18 protein-coding genes are annotated in these 16,628 nt (G+C 49.8%); 5 read left to right on the top strand and 13 right to left on the bottom strand.

The features are described 5' to 3' along the window. Window positions 1–11 precede the first annotated feature (11 nt). Together LVJ85_RS07820 and cueR are read right to left on the bottom strand one after the other, a co-directional pair. A complete protein-coding gene (locus tag LVJ85_RS07820) occupies window positions 12–659 on the bottom strand; it encodes a tellurite resistance TerB family protein (protein WP_244738535.1) in 648 nt (215 codons plus the stop codon). A 133-nt stretch (window positions 660–792) separates the two neighbouring features. Then, complete coding sequence (cueR, locus tag LVJ85_RS07815; protein WP_064130424.1) at window positions 793–1,179, bottom strand: Cu(I)-responsive transcriptional regulator; 387 nt, start codon at window positions 1,177–1,179, stop codon at window positions 793–795. A gap of 84 nt (window positions 1,180–1,263) precedes the next feature. Here cueR and LVJ85_RS07810 point away from each other — a divergent pair, with 84 nt between their 5' ends. The 3 genes from LVJ85_RS07810 to LVJ85_RS07800 are packed head-to-tail and all read left to right on the top strand — an operon-like array spanning window position 1,264 to window position 4,380. Then, complete coding sequence (locus tag LVJ85_RS07810; protein ID WP_244738533.1) at window positions 1,264–1,476, top strand: heavy-metal-associated domain-containing protein; 213 nt, start codon at window positions 1,264–1,266, stop codon at window positions 1,474–1,476. Window positions 1,477–1,498: 22 nt separating this feature from the next. After that, window positions 1,499–2,161: a YitT family protein gene (locus LVJ85_RS07805; RefSeq protein ID WP_244738531.1), complete on the top strand. Its 663-nt coding sequence runs from the start codon at window positions 1,499–1,501 to the stop codon at window positions 2,159–2,161. A 26-nt stretch (window positions 2,162–2,187) separates the two neighbouring features. Further along, on the top strand, window positions 2,188–4,380 hold the full coding sequence (locus tag LVJ85_RS07800; RefSeq protein ID WP_244738530.1) for a cation-translocating P-type ATPase: 2,193 nt from the start codon (window positions 2,188–2,190) through the stop codon (window positions 4,378–4,380). Window positions 4,381–4,790: 410 nt separating this feature from the next. Here the strand turns inward: LVJ85_RS07800 and LVJ85_RS07795 are convergent, their stop codons facing one another. From LVJ85_RS07795 to gatC, 11 genes are all read right to left on the bottom strand, one after another. Then, complete coding sequence (locus LVJ85_RS07795; RefSeq protein ID WP_244738528.1) at window positions 4,791–5,444, bottom strand: IS1595 family transposase; 654 nt, start codon at window positions 5,442–5,444, stop codon at window positions 4,791–4,793. Window positions 5,445–5,483: 39 nt separating this feature from the next. Further along, entirely contained in the window at window positions 5,484–6,779 is a 1,296-nt protein-coding gene (locus tag LVJ85_RS07790; RefSeq protein WP_244738526.1) for a hemolysin family protein, read from the bottom strand. A gap of 199 nt (window positions 6,780–6,978) precedes the next feature. Then, window positions 6,979–7,989, bottom strand: a complete 1,011-nt coding sequence (locus LVJ85_RS07785) for a 2Fe-2S iron-sulfur cluster-binding protein (protein ID WP_244738524.1) — start codon at window positions 7,987–7,989, stop codon at window positions 6,979–6,981. A 110-nt stretch (window positions 7,990–8,099) separates the two neighbouring features. Continuing rightward, complete coding sequence (gene gatB / locus LVJ85_RS07780; protein WP_244738522.1) at window positions 8,100–9,527, bottom strand: Asp-tRNA(Asn)/Glu-tRNA(Gln) amidotransferase subunit GatB; 1,428 nt, start codon at window positions 9,525–9,527, stop codon at window positions 8,100–8,102. Between the two features lie 119 nt (window positions 9,528–9,646). Then, window positions 9,647–9,820 (bottom strand): hypothetical protein, encoded by a 174-nt coding sequence (locus tag LVJ85_RS07775; RefSeq protein ID WP_244738515.1) that lies wholly within the window; start codon window positions 9,818–9,820, stop codon window positions 9,647–9,649. A gap of 23 nt (window positions 9,821–9,843) precedes the next feature. Further along, the gene (locus LVJ85_RS07770; protein WP_107860822.1) at window positions 9,844–10,677 is read right to left on the bottom strand and encodes a type II restriction endonuclease; all 834 of its coding nucleotides are present in this window, start codon (window positions 10,675–10,677) and stop codon (window positions 9,844–9,846) included. Further along, window positions 10,670–11,491: a site-specific DNA-methyltransferase gene (locus tag LVJ85_RS07765; protein ID WP_244738513.1), complete on the bottom strand. Its 822-nt coding sequence runs from the start codon at window positions 11,489–11,491 to the stop codon at window positions 10,670–10,672. The genes LVJ85_RS07770 and LVJ85_RS07765 overlap by 8 nt, the downstream gene beginning before the upstream one ends. Next, on the bottom strand, window positions 11,481–12,299 hold the full coding sequence (locus LVJ85_RS07760; protein WP_244738511.1) for a Dam family site-specific DNA-(adenine-N6)-methyltransferase: 819 nt from the start codon (window positions 12,297–12,299) through the stop codon (window positions 11,481–11,483). The genes LVJ85_RS07765 and LVJ85_RS07760 overlap by 11 nt, the downstream gene beginning before the upstream one ends. Before the next feature lie 5 nt (window positions 12,300–12,304). Continuing rightward, window positions 12,305–12,511, bottom strand: coding sequence for a hypothetical protein (locus LVJ85_RS07755; RefSeq protein ID WP_107688385.1), 207 nt, complete (start codon window positions 12,509–12,511; stop codon window positions 12,305–12,307). Between the two features lie 87 nt (window positions 12,512–12,598). Beyond that, complete coding sequence (gatA, locus tag LVJ85_RS07750) at window positions 12,599–14,053, bottom strand: Asp-tRNA(Asn)/Glu-tRNA(Gln) amidotransferase subunit GatA (RefSeq protein WP_244738508.1); 1,455 nt, start codon at window positions 14,051–14,053, stop codon at window positions 12,599–12,601. A gap of 105 nt (window positions 14,054–14,158) precedes the next feature. Beyond that, window positions 14,159–14,449 (bottom strand): Asp-tRNA(Asn)/Glu-tRNA(Gln) amidotransferase subunit GatC, encoded by a 291-nt coding sequence (gene gatC, locus LVJ85_RS07745; RefSeq protein WP_244738506.1) that lies wholly within the window; start codon window positions 14,447–14,449, stop codon window positions 14,159–14,161. A gap of 223 nt (window positions 14,450–14,672) precedes the next feature. On the opposite strand from gatC, the gene LVJ85_RS07740 reads away from it, so the two are divergent. Together LVJ85_RS07740 and mreC are read left to right on the top strand one after the other, a co-directional pair. Then, window positions 14,673–15,713 carry a rod shape-determining protein gene (locus LVJ85_RS07740; protein WP_085362942.1) on the top strand — a complete coding sequence of 347 codons (1,041 nt, stop codon included), beginning with the start codon at window positions 14,673–14,675 and terminating at the stop codon, window positions 15,711–15,713. A 39-nt stretch (window positions 15,714–15,752) separates the two neighbouring features. Further along, window positions 15,753–16,622: a rod shape-determining protein MreC gene (mreC, locus tag LVJ85_RS07735; RefSeq protein WP_244738504.1), complete on the top strand. Its 870-nt coding sequence runs from the start codon at window positions 15,753–15,755 to the stop codon at window positions 16,620–16,622. Window positions 16,623–16,628: the final 6 nt, after the last annotated feature.

The following is a 16,628-nucleotide window of genomic DNA, read 5'->3' as shown; positions in this document are numbered from 1 at the left end:
GCATCAAGCGCTTAAAAACCGGCTTGCTGCTCCAAGGCTTCCACCAGTTTCTCGTCCAAATTCAGAGCTTGAGACAGCTGGGAAAGGAACACAATTTCTTTGCGCGCCAAGTCGCCGCACACCATGCGGGCAGCCAAGTAGGCTTCGGCGGCCAAAGCGGGATTGTTGCCGATGTCGCGGGCGATATCAGCGGCGGTGGCGGGTTTCGAGATTTCGTCGGCAACCCATTTCGCCGTTTCGGGGTCATTGCCGCTTTCGGCCTGAATCATTTGGCGCTCTTCGTCTTCAATCACGCCGTCGGCAGCCGCAGCCGCAATCATGGTGCGCAGAATAACGCGCCCCGCATCTTCGGCGGCTTGGCCGGTAGGCTCGAACGACGCCTGATTCAATACGGGCTGGGCTTGTTGGTTGGTGGCGGCGTTATTGTTGTTGCGCTGCCAGTTTTGATAAGCATGGTAGGCCAGCATACCCAAAGCGGCCATCGAGCCGGCACTCAGCAGTTTTTTGGAGGTTTTTTTCTTTAACAGCATGGAAGCCAAGCCGGTAACGGCGGCGCCGCTGCCGATTTTGCCGAGCAGGCTACCGTTGCTTTTGCCTAAGCTGCTGCTGCCTTTTTGTACGGTGTTCAAAACTTGATTCAGAAGGTTGTTGAAGTTCATGTTGATCCTTTCGTTGATGTGGCTGGGCTGATATGGCGTTGTTTGACGGGAATGCAAGCGGGATTTATGTTAGGGAATGTAGGAATAAGGCAAAGACGGATTACAAAAGCCCAAACCGCGCGGGTAGGGCAGATTATTTCCCCAGCCCTTCCAAAATCGAACACTCCGGGCAGTCGTCGCCCTTGCAGGCGTCGTGAAGCGATTGAAGTTCGGCCACCATCTGCTGCAAAGAAAGGATTTGTGCATTGAGTGCGGCAATGTGGCGTGCGGTAAGGGCTTTGACTTCGCGGCTGTTGCGCACGGGATTGTCTTGCAGCTTGAGTAATTCTGCGGTTTGTTGCAGCGAAAAACCGACGTCTCTGGCGTGGCGGATGAATTTCAAACGCTTCAAATCGCTTTCTTCATAACGGCGGTAACCGCTTTCCGTGCGCGGCGCGGGCGAGAGCAGGCCGTGTTTTTCATAATCGCGGATTTGTTTGGCAGACAAACCGGTTTGGCGGGCGGCTTCGCTGATGTTCATAAGGCTTGACCTTAACTGTGGGTAAAGGTTTATATTAACACCGTTATGGCAAATAACCCCATATTGTTTACGAAAGGAAAAATCATGGAAACCATCAATATCAACATCAGCGGCATGACCTGCGGCGGATGCGTAAAAAGCGTTACCAAAGTGCTGGAAGCGTTGAACGGCGTGGAAAAAGCCGAAGTGGATTTGGCCTCTGCCTCTGCAAAAATTACGTTCGACCCGGCCAAAGTGCAAACTGCCGAACTGGTTGAAGCCATTGAAGATGCGGGCTTTGATGCTTCTTTATCTTAATAAAACACAAAGGTAGTTTTCTATGACTCAAGCCCGACGCATTTTGCCGAAAACGCCGTGGTCTGCGCCTGCATGGTGGTCTTTGCGGCCGCAATCTTTGGCGATGTTGTGCTTTGCGCTGGTTTTGTTCGGCGTGGGCGAGGGCATGCTGGTGAACGCCGGTTTGGGTTCCACGCCGTGGACGGTATTGGCGCAGGGCATTGTGGTGCAAAGCGGCCTCGATATCGGCACGGTTACGTTTTTGATCAGCGCGGCGGTATTGATGCTGTGGCTGCCTTTGCGCCAACGGCCGGGGCTGGGCACGGTATTGAATATGGTGTTGATTGCCGCGGTGTTGGGCGTGTTTGTGCAGTGGGTGCCGCCGCCGATTGCTTGGGCGTGGCGGGTGCTGCAATGTGTAGGCGGCGTGGTGGTAATCGGCATTGCTTCGTCTCTGTATCTGACTTGCTATCTGGGTGCCGGCCCGCGCGACGGCCTGATGATCGGTTTGTGCCAGAAAACCGGTTGGCGGGTAGGCGTGGTGCGCACGATGATAGAAAGCTCGGTGTGCCTGACCGGCTGGCTGCTCGGCGGCGTGGTGGGTTTGGGGACGCTGCTGTTTGCGTTCGGCGTCGGCTGGGTGGTGCAGTTGAGTTTGCAGCAGATTGCCAAACGGTATCCGCAGCAGCCTCTTGAGGCCGTCTGAAACTAAATATGAAAGGCTGAAATACCATGCAACAAAAAGCCCGTTTCCAAATCGACGGCATGACTTGCCAAGCCTGTGCCAGCCGTATTGAAAAAGTGTTGAACAAAAAAGACTTTGTTCAGACGGCCTCGGTAAACTTCGCCGGCGAAGAAGCGCAGGTGGTGTTTGACGACGGCCGTGCCGATGCCGACACGCTGATTCACATCATTGAAAAAGCAGGCTTTAAGGCCGTGTTGAAAACCGACGCGCCCATGCAGCCCGAGGCCGAACCGCATATCGGCTGGCGGCTGTGGCTGCTGCTGGCGATTAACGTACCGTTTTTGTTTGGTATGGTAGGCATGATGATCGGGCGGCACAATTGGATGATGCCGCCGATGTGGCAGTTTGTGCTGGCGAGTATTGTGCAGCTTTGGCTGGCGGTTCCTTTTTATAAGAGTGCGTGGGCGAGCATCAAGGGCGGGCTGGCGAATATGGATGTGCTGGTTACTGTGGGCACGGCGGCGATTTATCTCTACTCGGTGTTCATGCTGTTTTTCCATCCGCACGCGCATCACGGCGACATGGCGCATGTGTATTTTGAAGCGGGCGTGATGGTGGTAGGCTTTGTGAGCTTGGGCAAATTTCTCGAACACCGCGCCAAGAAAAACAGCCTCAACAGCTTGAGCCTGCTGCTGAAACTCACGCCGCGCCAAGTAAGCGTGCAGCGCGGCGGGCAATGGCAGGAAGTGCCGCTCGACAACGTGCAGATCGGCGATTTGATCCGTGCCAACCACGGCGAACGCATCGCGGCGGACGGCACGGTGGAAAGCGGCAACGGCTGGGCAGACGAAAGCCATCTCACCGGCGAATCCAACCCCGAAGCCAAAACCGCGGGCAGCAAAGTGCTGGCGGGCGCGGTGATGACCGACGGCAGCGTGGTTTACCGCGCCGAACAGCTCGGCAGCCAAACCCTGCTCGGCGACATGATGGCGGCTTTGTCGGAAGCGCAAGGCAGCAAAGCGCCGATTGCGCGCATTGCCGACAAAGTGGCTGCCGTGTTCGTGCCCGCGGTGGTCGGCATCGCCGTGATTACGTTCCTGATTACTTGGTATGTCAAAGCCGATTGGGTAACGGCGCTGATGAACGCCGTAGCCGTGTTGGTCATCGCCTGTCCGTGCGCGCTCGGTTTGGCCACGCCCGCCGCAATTATGGTCGGCATGGGCAAAGCGGTGAAGCACGGCATTTGGTTTAAAGATGCCGCGGCTATGGAAGAAGCGGCTCATGTGAACGCGGTGGTACTGGACAAAACTGGCACGCTCACGCAAGGCAAACCTCAGGTTGCCGCAGTATGGTTGAGGCCGTCTGAAAAGCCCTCCGCCCTTGAATCTGAAACCGCCGCGATAGACGAAAACGAACTCTACCGCCTTGCTGCCGCCGTCGAACAAAATGCCACCCATCCGCTGGCCGCCGCCATTGTTCAGACGGCCTTATCGCACGGCATTAGCATTCCCGAAGCCCAAAACGCACAAACCGCCGTCGGCGCAGGCATTTCCGCCGAGATTGACGGCGCGGGCTTAGTGAAAGTGGGCAAACCCGATTACTGCCACCTCGTGCTGCCCGATAATCTTGATTCCGTATGGCGCATCGCCACCATCGTGGCCGTGTCGGTCAACGACCAACCCGTCGGCGCGTTCGCCCTTGCCGACGCGCTCAAAGCCGACACGCAGGAAGCCATAGGCCGTCTGAAAAACCACGGCATCGACGTTTACATCATGAGCGGCGACAACCAAAACGTAGTCGGCTACATCGCCGAACAGCTCGGCATCGCCCACGCCTACGGCAACATGAGCCCGCGCGACAAAGCCGCCGAAGTGCAAAAATTGAAAAACGCCGGCAAGGTGGTTGCCATGGTTGGCGACGGCATCAACGATGCCCCCGCGCTCGCCGCCGCCAACGTGAGCTTTGCTATGAAAGACGGCGCAGACGTTGCCGAACACACCGCCTCCGCCACACTGATGCAGCATTCCGTCAACCAAATGGTCGATGCCCTGCTGATTTCCCGCGCCACTTTGAAAAACATCAAACAAAACCTGTTTTTCGCCTTTATCTACAACACCTTGGGCATACCGCTGGCAGCGTTCGGCTTTCTGAACCCGATTATTGCGGGCGCGGCAATGGCGATGAGTTCGGTGTCGGTGTTGGGAAATGCTTTGAGGTTGAAGCGGGTGAAGATTGAATGACGGAGATTGAAATACGCCCGGCAGCGGTTGAAGACGCGCAGAGTATGGCCGATATTTTCAGACGGCCGTATCGTCGGCGTTTTGGGCTGAATGTATTGTGAAAACAAAATCTTGGACTGCTGAAATGCACAATCAAGCGGTTGGATTTATTTATCGAATAGTTGTAGTTGTCCTAAACCGGCCGTTTCGCAGGATTTATTAAGATGATGCCTGTCTGAAAACTTAGCAAGTAAACTTAAAAATTAGTACACCCGTCATACTCGGGCTTGACCCGAGTATCTTGAATTTCGGTAAATCTAAGAGATACTCGGGTCAAGCCCGAGCATGACGAAACCATGACAAAAATAAAGTTTATTTGCTAAGTTTTCAGACAGGCATTGCTTTAATCTTGGGGCTGAAGTAGATTAGCCCTAAATACCACACCAAAGCCGCAAAGTTTTTAACTGCTGCTTTGGTGTCCCGAAGTTAAAACGAAACTCACATTCTTTCAAGAACAGAGGAAAAGATTTTCGGTCGATTCCGTTGTATTTGCGCAAGACACGTTTCGCCTGATTCCAAAAATTCTCAATGCCGTTGATATGGTTGTGTCGGTCGGCAAACTTTTTGCTGTGATTAATCCTGTGATGGTAAAAACCGCTGACATCCAACACGTCGTAACTGCTCAGGCAGTCCGTATAAACTACACTATCAGGTGTAATTTTCCTTGTAATAACAGGAAATAAACTTTCCTTTCGGGCATTATTCACTACAACCGTATAAACCTTACCTCCACGTTTAAGGATACCGAAAACCACCACTTTACCTGCTGCTCCCCTACCGCGCTTTCCTTTACGCTTACCGCCGAAATAGCTCTCATCCAATTCTATAGCGCCCTCAAAAACCTGATCTGCTTCCAAAGCCAAATGATGGCTGATAACAAGACGGATTTTACGGTAGAAGAGAATGGCCGTATTGGGCTGAATACCCAAGATATCGGCAGCAGAACGTGCGGTTACTTCCAATACAAAATATTCAAGCAGTTTTCTTTGCAGACTCTTCTTTAACTTACAGTGGGTTATCTTCATTTTGGCAGCCTATCATGACTGCTAATCTACGTCAGCCCCTTAATCTTTCTTTTCAAGCGCATCCTGATGAAGCGAAACCAAAAGCTGGTCGATTTTCAGATTATCCGTGTCGATAATTTCAAACTTGTATTTGTCGAACACCACGAAATCGGTTCTCTTGGGCACTTTGCGCAAGGAATACATCATAAAGCCGCTGAGGGTTTCGTAGTTTTCCGAATGGGGGAAAGCGGCGATGTCGAGCGCGCGCATCACGTCTTCCAGCGGCGTTGCGCCGTCGATCAGCCAAGAGGTTTCGTTGCGGCGGATAATCTGCGGTTCTTCTTCGGTCGCCACCAAATCGCCCATCACTATGCTCATCACGTCTTTCAGCGTAATCACGCCGACCACGAGGGCGTATTCGTTGATGATCACAGCGAAGTCTTCTCCGGCGTTTTTGAAGGTTTCCAACACTTCGTAAAGCGACAAAGTGTCGGGAATAAACAAAGCCTTACGCAATACGCGGCGGTCGGTCAGGTTGATGTTCGGCTCTTTCAGATAATGGGTGAGAAACGTGTGCGATTCGATATAGCCGATCACTTTTTCCAGCCCGCCGTTGCACACTAAAATTTTGGAATGCGGCGTTTCATCCATTTTTTTCAGCACGGTTTCGTTGTCGTCGCTTTTGTCCACATAAACCAAATATTCGCGCGCGCTCATGGTGGAAGTGACCGTGCGCTCCTGCATATCGAAAATGTTTTCAATCAGATAATGCTCCTGCTGCTTTAACACGCCGGCCTGCGCACCGGCATCCATCACGGCGTAAATGTCTTCCGAAGTCAGCCCGTCGCTGCGCACGGTGGAAATTTTCAGCAATTTGAAAATCAGATTGGCCATGCCGTCAAACAGGAAAATCAAGGGCTTAAGCACGAAAATCAGCAGCATCACCGGCCGCACCACCCGCACGGCCACCCGTTCGGGGTTAATCATGGCAAAGCGTTTGGGCATCAGGTCTGCAAACAGAATAAACACGCTGGTCACAAAAACAAACGCCAGCACGGAAGCCGCCGTTTCCAAGCCGGTGCCGGCCAGCAGATTGCTTAAAAACGGCCGTACCGCCGCCTCGCCGACCGTACCGCCAAATACCGCCACCGCGTTCAAACCGATTTGCACCACCGTAATAAAGCTGCCCGGATGCTCCTGCATGTTCAGCACATCCAGGGCGCGCACATCGCCTTCTTTTGCCATCACTTGTAATTTGATTTTGCGGGAGGAGGCCAAAGCCAATTCGGCGGCGGATACAAAACCGCTAATCAGCACCAGCAGCAATAAAATGAAAACTGCTTCAAGAATACTCATAAAAAATAAAGATTTGTTGTAAACGGTTGGATTGTAGCATTATTTGATAGACAAAATTGAGGCCACAAAGTTACACCAAGCAAAATGCCTGCCTGAAAGCGCTTGATTTGGCTAAGCGGCGTTCAGGCAGGCATGTTTAAGTACATAACTTTGCAACTAAATATTTTCAGCTCGGCATCGGCTGGAGATAGACAGCGAATTAAACCGCAGAAACAAACGCATCTGAGAAGAAAGCTTCTTCGGGCAAGCTGCATTGCTGCTGCAACAATTCCTTAGCTGATTCAATCATTTGTGGTGATCCGCATGCATATACTTCAAAGCCGGATAAGTCGGGGTAGTCGGCAGCAACTTGCGTTTGAACATAGCCCGCCGCGCCTTGCCAGCCTTCATCAGGGCGGGATAGCACGGGCGTGAAACGGGCATTGGGTAAACGGGCAATCAAGTCTGAGGCCGTCTGAAAATCATACAGGCCGCTTTCATGGTGTGCTCCCCAATACAGATGTACCGTGCGGTTGCTGCCATTGTCGGCCAGTTGGCGCAGTATGCTGGCGATAGGCGCAAAACCTGTGCCGGTTGCCATGAAAATAATCGGCTTGTCACTCTCTTGCAGCGTGAACGTACCCAAAGGACCGCGCACACGCAAAATGGTTTTTTCTTGAATGGAAGCCTCTTCACCGAACAGCATAGCGGAAAACAAACCGCCTTCACGCTTGGCAATGTGCAGCGTCAGCGTTTCCGGCCGGTTTGGACTGCCGGCGATAGAATAGCTGCGGGTTTGGCCGTTTTTGAGCAGAATATCGATATATTGACCCGCCCAAAACCGGAAGGGTGGTGATTTGGGTAAAGACAAAGTCAACACGGCCACATCGCCGATATATTCCGCAGAAGCCACCCGAGTCGGGAATGTTTTGACGGGCGGGGCAGATACGCCGTTGTAGCCGGGTATTTTCAGCATCACATCGCCGCTTAACGTGGTGCAGCACATCAAAATTTTACCTTGCGCCGCTTCTTCCGAACTCAAAGCCAACTCGGCATGAACGCCTTGCACAGCCCCGCCGTTTACCACCTCGGCCTTGCACTGCCCGCAAATACCGCTTTGGCAAGCGTGGGGCAGATTGAAGTTTTGTCGCTTGGCTGCGCTCAATATCGGTTCGCCGGCTTCAACGCTGAAAGTCGCATGATCGGGCGCAAGGGTAACGGTGTATGACATAAGTTTCGGAAGATAAAATCGTTTATCGGAATAGCTTTAACAGTTTCAGGCCGTCTGAAAATGATTTTTCAGACGGCCTCTTTATACTACATAATCAAGATATTACACAATCAAGCCAGTTTCGCTTTCAGCAATTCCTGCACCTGCTGCGGATTGGCTTTGCCTTTGCTGGCTTTCATCACTTGGCCCACCAGAGCATTAAAGGCTTTTTCCTTACCGGCTTTGAATTCTTCCACCGATTTGGCGTTGTTGGCCAGCACTTCGTCAATGATTTTTTCAATCGCGCCTGTGTCGGTCATTTGTTTCAAACCGTCGCGTTCGATAATGGCTTCGGCATCCAAATCGCTGCACCACATCGCTTCAAACACCTGTTTGGCGAGTTTGTTGCTTAATGTGCCGTCGGCGATTTTCGCTACCAAACCGGCCAGGCGGTCGGCCTGAATCGGGCTTTCAGACAGGCTTAAGCCTTCTTTGTTCAAGGTGGCGGCCAATTCGCCGTTCATCCAGTTTGCCACCAACTTACCCTGTCCGCTGGCTTGGGCGGCGGTTTCAAAGAAAGCGGCTTGAGAGCGGCCGGCGGTCAACAAACGGGCATCGTAGTCGCTCACGCCGAAATCGCGGATAAAGCGTTGCGCCATTTCAGACGGCAGCTCAGGCATTTCGCTGCGGGCGCGTTCCATTTGCTCGTCGGAAATGATCACAGGCAGCAAGTCAGGGTCGGGGAAATAGCGGTAGTCGTGCGCATCTTCTTTCAGGCGCATCACGCGGGTTTCGCCTTTATCGGGGTCAAACAGCATCGTTGCCTGCTGCACTTTGCCGCCGTCTTCCAAAATCTCAATTTGGCTTTCCACTTCATAATTAATCGCCTGCTCCAAGAAGCGGAAAGAGTTTAAGTTTTTGATTTCACGGCGCGTACCGAATTCCTGCTGGCCTTTCGGGCGCACCGATACGTTGGCATCGATACGAAACGAGCCTTCCGCCATATTGCCGTCGCAAATATCCAGCCACGTTACCAAGCCGTGCAAAGCTTTGGCATAAGCCACAGCCTCGGCGGCAGAACGCATTTCCGGCTCAGAAACCACCTCCAGCAGAGGTGTACCGGCGCGGTTGAGGTCAATGCCTGTTGCACCGCTCAAACCTTCATGCACCGATTTACCTGCATCTTCTTCCATGTGCGCACGGGTTACATTGATGGTTTTGACTTCGTCGCCCACCACAATCTCCAATTTGCCGTGTTCTACAATCGGCAAATCCAACTGGCTGATTTGATAGCCTTTGGGTAAATCGGGGTAGAAGTAGTTTTTACGGTCGAATACGTTTTTGCGGTTGATTTTCGCATCCAAAGCCAAACCGAGTTTGATGGCTTTTTCCACCACTTCGCGGTTCATCACCGGCAACACGCCCGGCAAAGCACATTCTACCACACTGGCATGCGCATTCGGCTCGGCACCGAAAGCGGTAGAAGCGCCGCTGAAAATTTTGGATTTGGTGTTTAATTGGACATGGATTTCCAGTCCGATTACGGTTTCCCAGGTCATAAAGAATCTTTCAAAATCAAGGAATATTTTAAAATTTAGGTAGATTGGTCGGGTATGAAACCCATATCAAGCAATTCTTGGTCGCAAAATGGCAAAACCAGGTGCAAACTTTTCTGATATTATTTAACGGCATATTTAATCACTTCTTCTTTTCCATCGGGATAATGACGTATTAGATCACCGTTCTCACGCCGATACACGACAACTTCATGCTGTTTTTTATCTGTCATCCACGCGTTGAACACAATATGAAGACGGCGCTGCTGTTCGAGCAATTCTTCGCGCTTGGTCATGAAAAACCTCTTTAATGTGAAGATTATTTATTGAAACCTTCATCTTGAAGTTTCGCAATAAATCTCTCTAATGTGGTTAAATTATAAATACTGGAAATATTATTAAATGCTTCTTCCAATTTGTTTTTAGCAGATTTCCAACCTTGGCCGTCAGTAATCCAAACAAATTCATAATTAGGGTGCCGATTTATCTTAGGAGCAATATCTGAATAAGCGCGGGCAACTTCATTAGGCTTTGAACCACCAGTATTATAAAAGTTGGTTTCTATTAGGTAGGTTTTGAGCTTTGTTTTAATAACGAAATCAAAACGCTTAATATCCTTCCCCAAACCGGTAATATCAGGAAAATTAGTATTAGGGACTTCTTTTAGAAATGGAATATTTGCATTCTCCAACTGTTTGGCAACGGCAAAGTTCATATTGTCCCCACCGCGATTTTTTCTGCCATGAGTGCTTAACCCAGCTTCCACACCAAAAACATAGTCCACCAGATTAGTAATATCTTTATTTTGGAAAATTTTTTCCAAACCTGTTTGTTGTATGTAGTCATAAATCCCCTCTAATGAGGAAAAGTAACTATCTACAAAAACAATTTCCCCTTGATTGTTGAAAGTTTTAGTTTTATTACTTTCTCGAACAGCAATTAAAATACCAAGCACATCAAAGGCTTTAGGATTTTCATTATAAATATCTCGAATGGCTTCTTTTAAATTACTTTTACCGATTAAATAATTTAGCTGATTGAGTTTCAGAGCTATTTTGCTAACATTTTTTCTGACAGTATCAAAACTAACAAAATAATCCAATGTTGCATTTGTTTCCGCCAATTGATCTAAAAATTTTTGAAATTCAGACATTTTTATTATCTAACCTATTTTTTGTTAACTCAAAAAATCCTGTTTCTAGCTCACATCCACAAAATTTCCGTCCATTTTTTAATGCAGCTATACCTGTCGTTCCACTTCCCATAAACGGGTCAAAAATCAAATCGCCCACATTTGAAGCTGCCTGAATGCACCTCTCAACCAAAGCCAACGGTTTTTGTGTCGGATGCTTGCCCAATGCTTTTTCTGCTTTACTTGGTGGTGCAATTTGCCAGACACATTTCATTTGTTTATCGTTGTTTTGCGCTTTCATTACATCATAATGAAAAGTATGTTTGGCTTTTTTGCTTTTCTTCGCCCATAGCAGTGTTTCGGTGGAATGTGTGAAAAAACGGCAAGATAAATTCGGTGGCGGATTGGGTTTTTCCCATGTAATGTTGTTCAAAATATGGTAGCCGATGATTTGCATCAGGTAGCCTATCAAATAAATATTATGATAAGTACCGCATACCCATATCGTGCCGTTTGGTTTTAATAGTGCATAACATAAATGCAGCCACTCTTCGTAAAATTCTAAATCGGCAGACAATCCTTGCGATTTATCCCAATGACCTTTATTTACCGAGACCATTTGCCCGTTTTGGCAGGTAAAACCATTATTGGATAAGAAATAAGGTGGATCTGCGAAAATCATATCGAAGCAGCCGTTTGGATGTTTATCCAAAATACGGCGCATAACAGTTAAAGCATTTTCGTTGTAAATTACGAGGCCGTCTGAAATATATTTTTTGAGACCGGTATGGTAAGCCACTGCTTCTTCTTTTAGCCGGTTAAATTCACTCGCCATATATCGCCAACAATTCGCCTACTTTTTGTCTACTACTTCCTTTAGCTGCAATATTTCTTTGTACATCAATGGTTTCTAGCCGTGCTTCTTTGTAAATTTCCCGTGTAAAAGCTGTATCATGATTGGAAATTAACACGCCTTGAGATTGTATCGAAATTTGCTTTGCCGTTTCGGCTAAGCGGGTTTGGTCATTTAAATCAAATCCGCCTTTAGCATAAGCGGTAAATGAAGCTGTTTCACTCAAGGGTACATAAGGCGGATCGCAATACACGATATCGTCTCCATTTACCAAATCCAAGGCCGTCTGAAAATCAGCACACATCAATTCAATACGATTGGCTTTTTCGATAAATGCCAACATTTCCATTTCAGGGAAATAAGGTGTTTTGTATCGACCGAAAGGTACATTGAAAGCACCTTTGTTGTTATATCTGCACAAACCATTAAACGCGTGCCGATTTAAATAAATAAATAAAGCGGAACGTTCACTTAATTCCTGAGAAGCATTAAATCTTCCCCGTAATTCGTAAAAGCGGCTTTCCTGATTATTTTCTACGTTAAAAAACGAACGCGCATAATCAATAAACTGTTGTTTTTCTTCTTTGAGTATGCGGAACAAACCAATCAAATCAGGATTGGTGTCGTTTAACAAATAGGCTTCAAAATCCAAAGCCATAGACACGGCAGCAGAACCCGCAAACGGCTCGATAAGACGTTTGCGGGGTTGTTTGGGCAGATTAAATTCAATAAAAGATGCAAGTTTGAATTTCCCACCAGCCCATTTTAAAAAAGGTTTAGAAGAAGCCATTAGAATTAAGCGGCCATAAGCAATTTGTAGTTTTGGGCTAATTCCAAAGCTTCTTCAAAATCTTCACATTCAAATGTTTCAATATACGCTTGGTCTTTGTCAGAAATTTGAGCATTGAAGATATCGACTACATATTCTTCAGTTTCCTCATCAAAAGAGATAAAGAAATCTACGGTTCTATCAAAGTTTAAGCCTTCTTGGTAAATGCTCATGGTTAAATACCTTGTTAAATCGAATGAATCATATCAAAGGCGGACTGAGGTTTTTCAGACGGCCTCATTATTTTCAGGTAGCCCTTTTTAAACACCAGCAGGTATCTTAATATGCCAATCACTTTCCAACTGCATCTGATGCGCCACGCCCAGCAATTTCGCTTCGGCAAAATAATTGCCAATCAACTGCACGCCAATCGGCAGGCCGTCTGAAGAGATGCCTGCGGGCAGGGTCATGGCGGGGAGGCCGGCGAGGTTGACGGCGATGGTGTAGATGTCGCTCAGATACATTTGCACGGGGTCGTTGATGTCGCTGCCCAGTTTAGGTGCGGCGGTCGGTGCGGTCGGTGCGAGGATGATGTCGCATTGCTGTAAGGCCGTCTGAAAATCGTTGGCGACCAAGCGGCGCAGTTTTTGGGCTTTCAGGTAGTAGGCGTCGTAATAGCCGTGGCTGAGTACATAGGTGCCGATCATGATGCGGCGTTTGACTTCGCTGCCGAAGCCTTCGGCGCGGGTGTTGCTGTACAGCTCTTCCAAGTTGCCGAACTGCTCGGCACGGTGGCCGTAGCGCACGCCGTCGTAGCGCGACAGGTTGGTGCTGGCTTCGGCGGAGGCGAGTACGTAGTAAGCAGGGATGGCAAGCTCGGTTTGCGGCAGGCTCACTTCTACCATTTCCGCGCCTTGTGCTTTTAATAGGTCGATGGCCGTCTGAACGGTTTTTTGTACGTCTGCGCTCATGCCTTCGCCGAAATATTCTTTAGGTAGGCCGACTTTCAAGCCTTTGAGGGGGTGGTTCAGATCGCGGGTGTAGTCTTCTTTGGCGCGTTCCAAGCTGGTGGAATCGCGTTCGTCAAAGCTTGCCATGGCATTCAGCAGAATGGCGCAGTCTTCGGCGGTTTGCGCCATCGGGCCGGCTTGGTCGAAGCTGGAGGCATAAGCTACCATGCCGAAACGGGAAACGACGCCGTAAGTGGGTTTCAGGCCGGTGATGCCGCAATGCGAAGCGGGTTGGCGGATGGAGCCGCCGGTGTCTGAGCCTAAAGCTGCCGGTGCCAAACGGGCCGCTACCACGGCTGCGGAACCGCCGGAAGAGCCGCCGGGCACGTTTTCTAAATTCCACGGGTTTTTGGTGGCGCCGTAGAAAGAAGTTTCGTTGGTCGAACCCATGGCAAATTCGTCCATATTGGTGCGGCCGAGGGTTACCATGCCTTCGTTAAGCAGGTTTTGAACCACTGTGGCGGTGTAGGGGGAAACGAAGTTGTCCAACATTTTGCTGGAGCAGGCGCTTTTCCAGTCTTTTTGGCAGAAGATGTCTTTGTAGGCAATCGGTACGCCGGTGAGGATGCCTGCGTTGCCGGCGGCGATGCGTTCGTCTGCGGCTTTGGCTTCGGCGAGCGTGAGGTCTTTATCTAAAGTGATGTAGCCGTTGATGGCGGGGTTTCGGGCATCAATGGCGTTCAGGTATTCTTGCGCCAGCTCGGTGGCGGAGATTTGTTTGCTGTGCAGCAATTCGCTGGCTTGTTTTAAGGTGTATTGGGTCATTTTATGTTCAACCGTGGGTTTCAGACGGCCTGAATAGGTGTTGCGTTGCTCAATCAGTATGAGGCCGTCTGAAAAATATTCGTTATTGATGGATGCTGTGTTTTTTTATTCTTCGATAACTTGGGGAACGATATACAGGCGGTTGCGCACTTCGGGGGCAACGGCTTGGTATTCGGCGGCGTGATCGGTTTCGGTAACGGTATCTTCGCGCAGTCTCAGAGCTACTTCGTGCGGGTGTGCCATCGGTTCGATGCCTTCGGTATTTACCGTTTGCATTTTTTCGACTAATGAAAATATGTCATTCAATTCTTGAAGGTTTTGTGCTTTTTCAGCATCTGTCAGGCTCAGGCGGGAAAGTTTGGCAATTTTTTCCACATCGCTCAAAGTCAGGGCCATAAAAAATCCTTAAATTTAATTCAGCAAATACACAAACTAGGGTATTATTACGCGTTTATCTGATTATTCATCCGTTCGGCGGAGAATTATAACCGAAAACCCTATCTTTCGGCATGGCGATTTTAGTGCTTTTCGACTGTTTGTAACAGTATGCGGCCGTCTGAAATGCGATGCTCTATCTTTCTTACTTGTTTAACCAGACACCATAATCCAGGACATATTTATGTTTCGCTTTTTAACACGCTATTTTTCCAACGATCTTGCGATTGATTTGGGCACGGCCAACACACTGATTTATATCCGTAACAAGGGTATCGTTTTGGACGAGCCTTCGGTTGTGGCGATGCAGACGGATGCGGCGCACGGCAAGAGTGCGATTTTGGCGGTGGGCGCGGAAGCTAAAAAAATGCTGGGTCGCACGCCGGGCAGCATTCAGGCCATCCGCCCGATGAAAGACGGTGTGATTGCTGATTTCAACGTGACTGAAAAAATGTTGAAACAGTTTATCAAAAAAGTGAATAACAGCCGCTTTGCCGCGCCGCCGCGTATCGTTATCTGCGTGCCGTGCGGTTCTACCCAAGTGGAGCGCAAAGCCATTCGTGATTCGGCTTCGGCAGCGGGCGCTTCTTCGGTGAATCTGATTGAAGAACCGATGGCGGCGGCAATCGGTGCGGGACTGCCGATTGAAGAGGCGACCGGTTGTATGGTGGTAGATATCGGCGGCGGTACGACCGAAGTCGGCGTGATTTCGCTTTCCGGCGTGGTGTATTCGCATTCCATCCGCGTGGGCGGCGATGCTTTCGACGAGAGCATCATCAATTATGTACGCCGAAACTACGGTATGTTGATAGGCGAGGCGACTGCCGAGGAAATCAAAACCAAAATCGGTTCGGCCTTCCCGGGTATGGAAGTCAACGAAATCGAAGTAAAAGGCCGCAATTTGGCCGAAGGTATTCCGCGCGCATTTACCATCAGCTCGAATGAAGTGCTGGAAGCATTAACCGAGCCTTTGAACCAGATTGTTCAGTCGGTTAAAAATGCTTTGGAGCAAACGCCGCCCGAATTGGGTGCGGACATTGCCGAGCGCGGTTTGGTGCTGACCGGCGGCGGCGCGCTGTTGAAAGGTTTGGATCGTTTGCTGGCTGAGGAAACCGGCCTGCCGGTGATGATTGCCGAAGATCCGCTAACCTGCGTGGCGCGCGGTTCGGGCAAGGCTTTGGATATGATAGGCAAACTGAATTCGATTTTTGTGGTCAATCCTTAATATCGAATCAATCCGAACCATCAGGATGCCGTCTGAACAATGTCCGAACCTTCTTTAAACTTTGCCCAAAAGGGCATGAAGCCCGCCAGCAAATTGATTGTGCTGTCGATTGTGTGCGTGGCTTTGATGATGCTCGACAGCCGCTATGCCGCGGTTCAACATGCCAAAGGCTATGTGGCTACCGCGCTGTATCCTTTGCAGTGGCTGGCCAACCAGCCGGTGCATCTTTACCGTTATGTAAACGGCTTCATGCAGTCGCAATCTGCCTTGATGGCGGACAACAAACGTTTAAACGAAGAGAATGGCCGTCTGAAACTGATGCTCGAGCAATCCAGGCTGCACGCGCGTGATTTGGCGGAATTGAAAAAACTGCAAGGTTTGCAGCAACAAGGTATACGCATTACGGGCGGCGCGGAAATCGTTTCCAACGGCAAAGACCCGCTTTCCGACAAACTGATTCTGAACAAAGGCAGCACACACGGCGTGCGTGCCGGCGATGCGGTAATAGACGGCAACGGTTTGATGGGGCAGGTAACGCAGGTTTACCCGCTTAATGCGGAGCTGACTTTGGTAACCAACAGTAAAAACGTGATTCCTGTGGCGGTGGCGCGTACGGGCGTGCGCAGTTTGCTGTACGGAAGCGGCAGTGCCGTAAGTTTGCGCTATTTCCCTTCGGATGCGGATTTGCGCGCAGGCGATGTGTTGCTGACTTCGGGTTTGGACAGCGTATATCCCGAAGGCATTCCGGTTGCTAAAATAGAGCAGGTGTCGCATGCGGCGGGAACACCTTATTACCGCGTTTCTCTGTCGCCTTTGGCGGGTTTCCGCAGCAGCAAGTATGTGCTGGTGATTCCGCAACAGGCCGGGCAGGCGGTGCCGTCTGAAACTGCTGCCAAAACTTCCTCTTAGGCTTAT

It is taken from the genome of Neisseria sp. Dent CA1/247 (assembly GCF_022870825.1).
GTDB lineage: Bacteria > Pseudomonadota > Gammaproteobacteria > Burkholderiales > Neisseriaceae > Neisseria > Neisseria zoodegmatis.
The sequence above is the reverse complement of the archived record's forward strand: the minus strand, read 5'-3'. Positions and strand labels throughout refer to the sequence as shown.

Coding starts and splice junctions, on each gene's coding strand:
- cueR (WP_064130424.1), bottom strand. CDS start 1,179: ATGAACATCAGCGAAGCCGCCCGCCAAACCGGTTTGTCTGCCAAACAA.
- LVJ85_RS07760 (WP_244738511.1), bottom strand. CDS start 12,299: ATGGCTTCTTCTAAACCTTTTTTAAAATGGGCTGGTGGGAAATTCAAA.
- LVJ85_RS07770 (WP_107860822.1), bottom strand. CDS start 10,677: ATGTCTGAATTTCAAAAATTTTTAGATCAATTGGCGGAAACAAATGCA.
- LVJ85_RS07795 (WP_244738528.1), bottom strand. CDS start 5,444: ATGAAGATAACCCACTGTAAGTTAAAGAAGAGTCTGCAAAGAAAACTG.
- LVJ85_RS07785 (WP_244738524.1), bottom strand. CDS start 7,989: ATGTCATACACCGTTACCCTTGCGCCCGATCATGCGACTTTCAGCGTT.
- LVJ85_RS07790 (WP_244738526.1), bottom strand. CDS start 6,779: ATGAGTATTCTTGAAGCAGTTTTCATTTTATTGCTGCTGGTGCTGATT.
- LVJ85_RS07820 (WP_244738535.1), bottom strand. CDS start 659: ATGAACTTCAACAACCTTCTGAATCAAGTTTTGAACACCGTACAAAAA.
- LVJ85_RS07765 (WP_244738513.1), bottom strand. CDS start 11,491: ATGGCGAGTGAATTTAACCGGCTAAAAGAAGAAGCAGTGGCTTACCAT.
- mreC (WP_244738504.1), top strand. CDS start 15,753: ATGTCCGAACCTTCTTTAAACTTTGCCCAAAAGGGCATGAAGCCCGCC.
- gatA (WP_244738508.1), bottom strand. CDS start 14,053: ATGACCCAATACACCTTAAAACAAGCCAGCGAATTGCTGCACAGCAAA.
- LVJ85_RS07740 (WP_085362942.1), top strand. CDS start 14,673: ATGTTTCGCTTTTTAACACGCTATTTTTCCAACGATCTTGCGATTGAT.
- LVJ85_RS07810 (WP_244738533.1), top strand. CDS start 1,264: ATGGAAACCATCAATATCAACATCAGCGGCATGACCTGCGGCGGATGC.
- LVJ85_RS07800 (WP_244738530.1), top strand. CDS start 2,188: ATGCAACAAAAAGCCCGTTTCCAAATCGACGGCATGACTTGCCAAGCC.
- gatC (WP_244738506.1), bottom strand. CDS start 14,449: ATGGCCCTGACTTTGAGCGATGTGGAAAAAATTGCCAAACTTTCCCGC.
- LVJ85_RS07805 (WP_244738531.1), top strand. CDS start 1,499: ATGACTCAAGCCCGACGCATTTTGCCGAAAACGCCGTGGTCTGCGCCT.
- LVJ85_RS07775 (WP_244738515.1), bottom strand. CDS start 9,820: ATGACCAAGCGCGAAGAATTGCTCGAACAGCAGCGCCGTCTTCATATT.
- gatB (WP_244738522.1), bottom strand. CDS start 9,527: ATGACCTGGGAAACCGTAATCGGACTGGAAATCCATGTCCAATTAAAC.
- LVJ85_RS07755 (WP_107688385.1), bottom strand. CDS start 12,511: ATGAGCATTTACCAAGAAGGCTTAAACTTTGATAGAACCGTAGATTTC.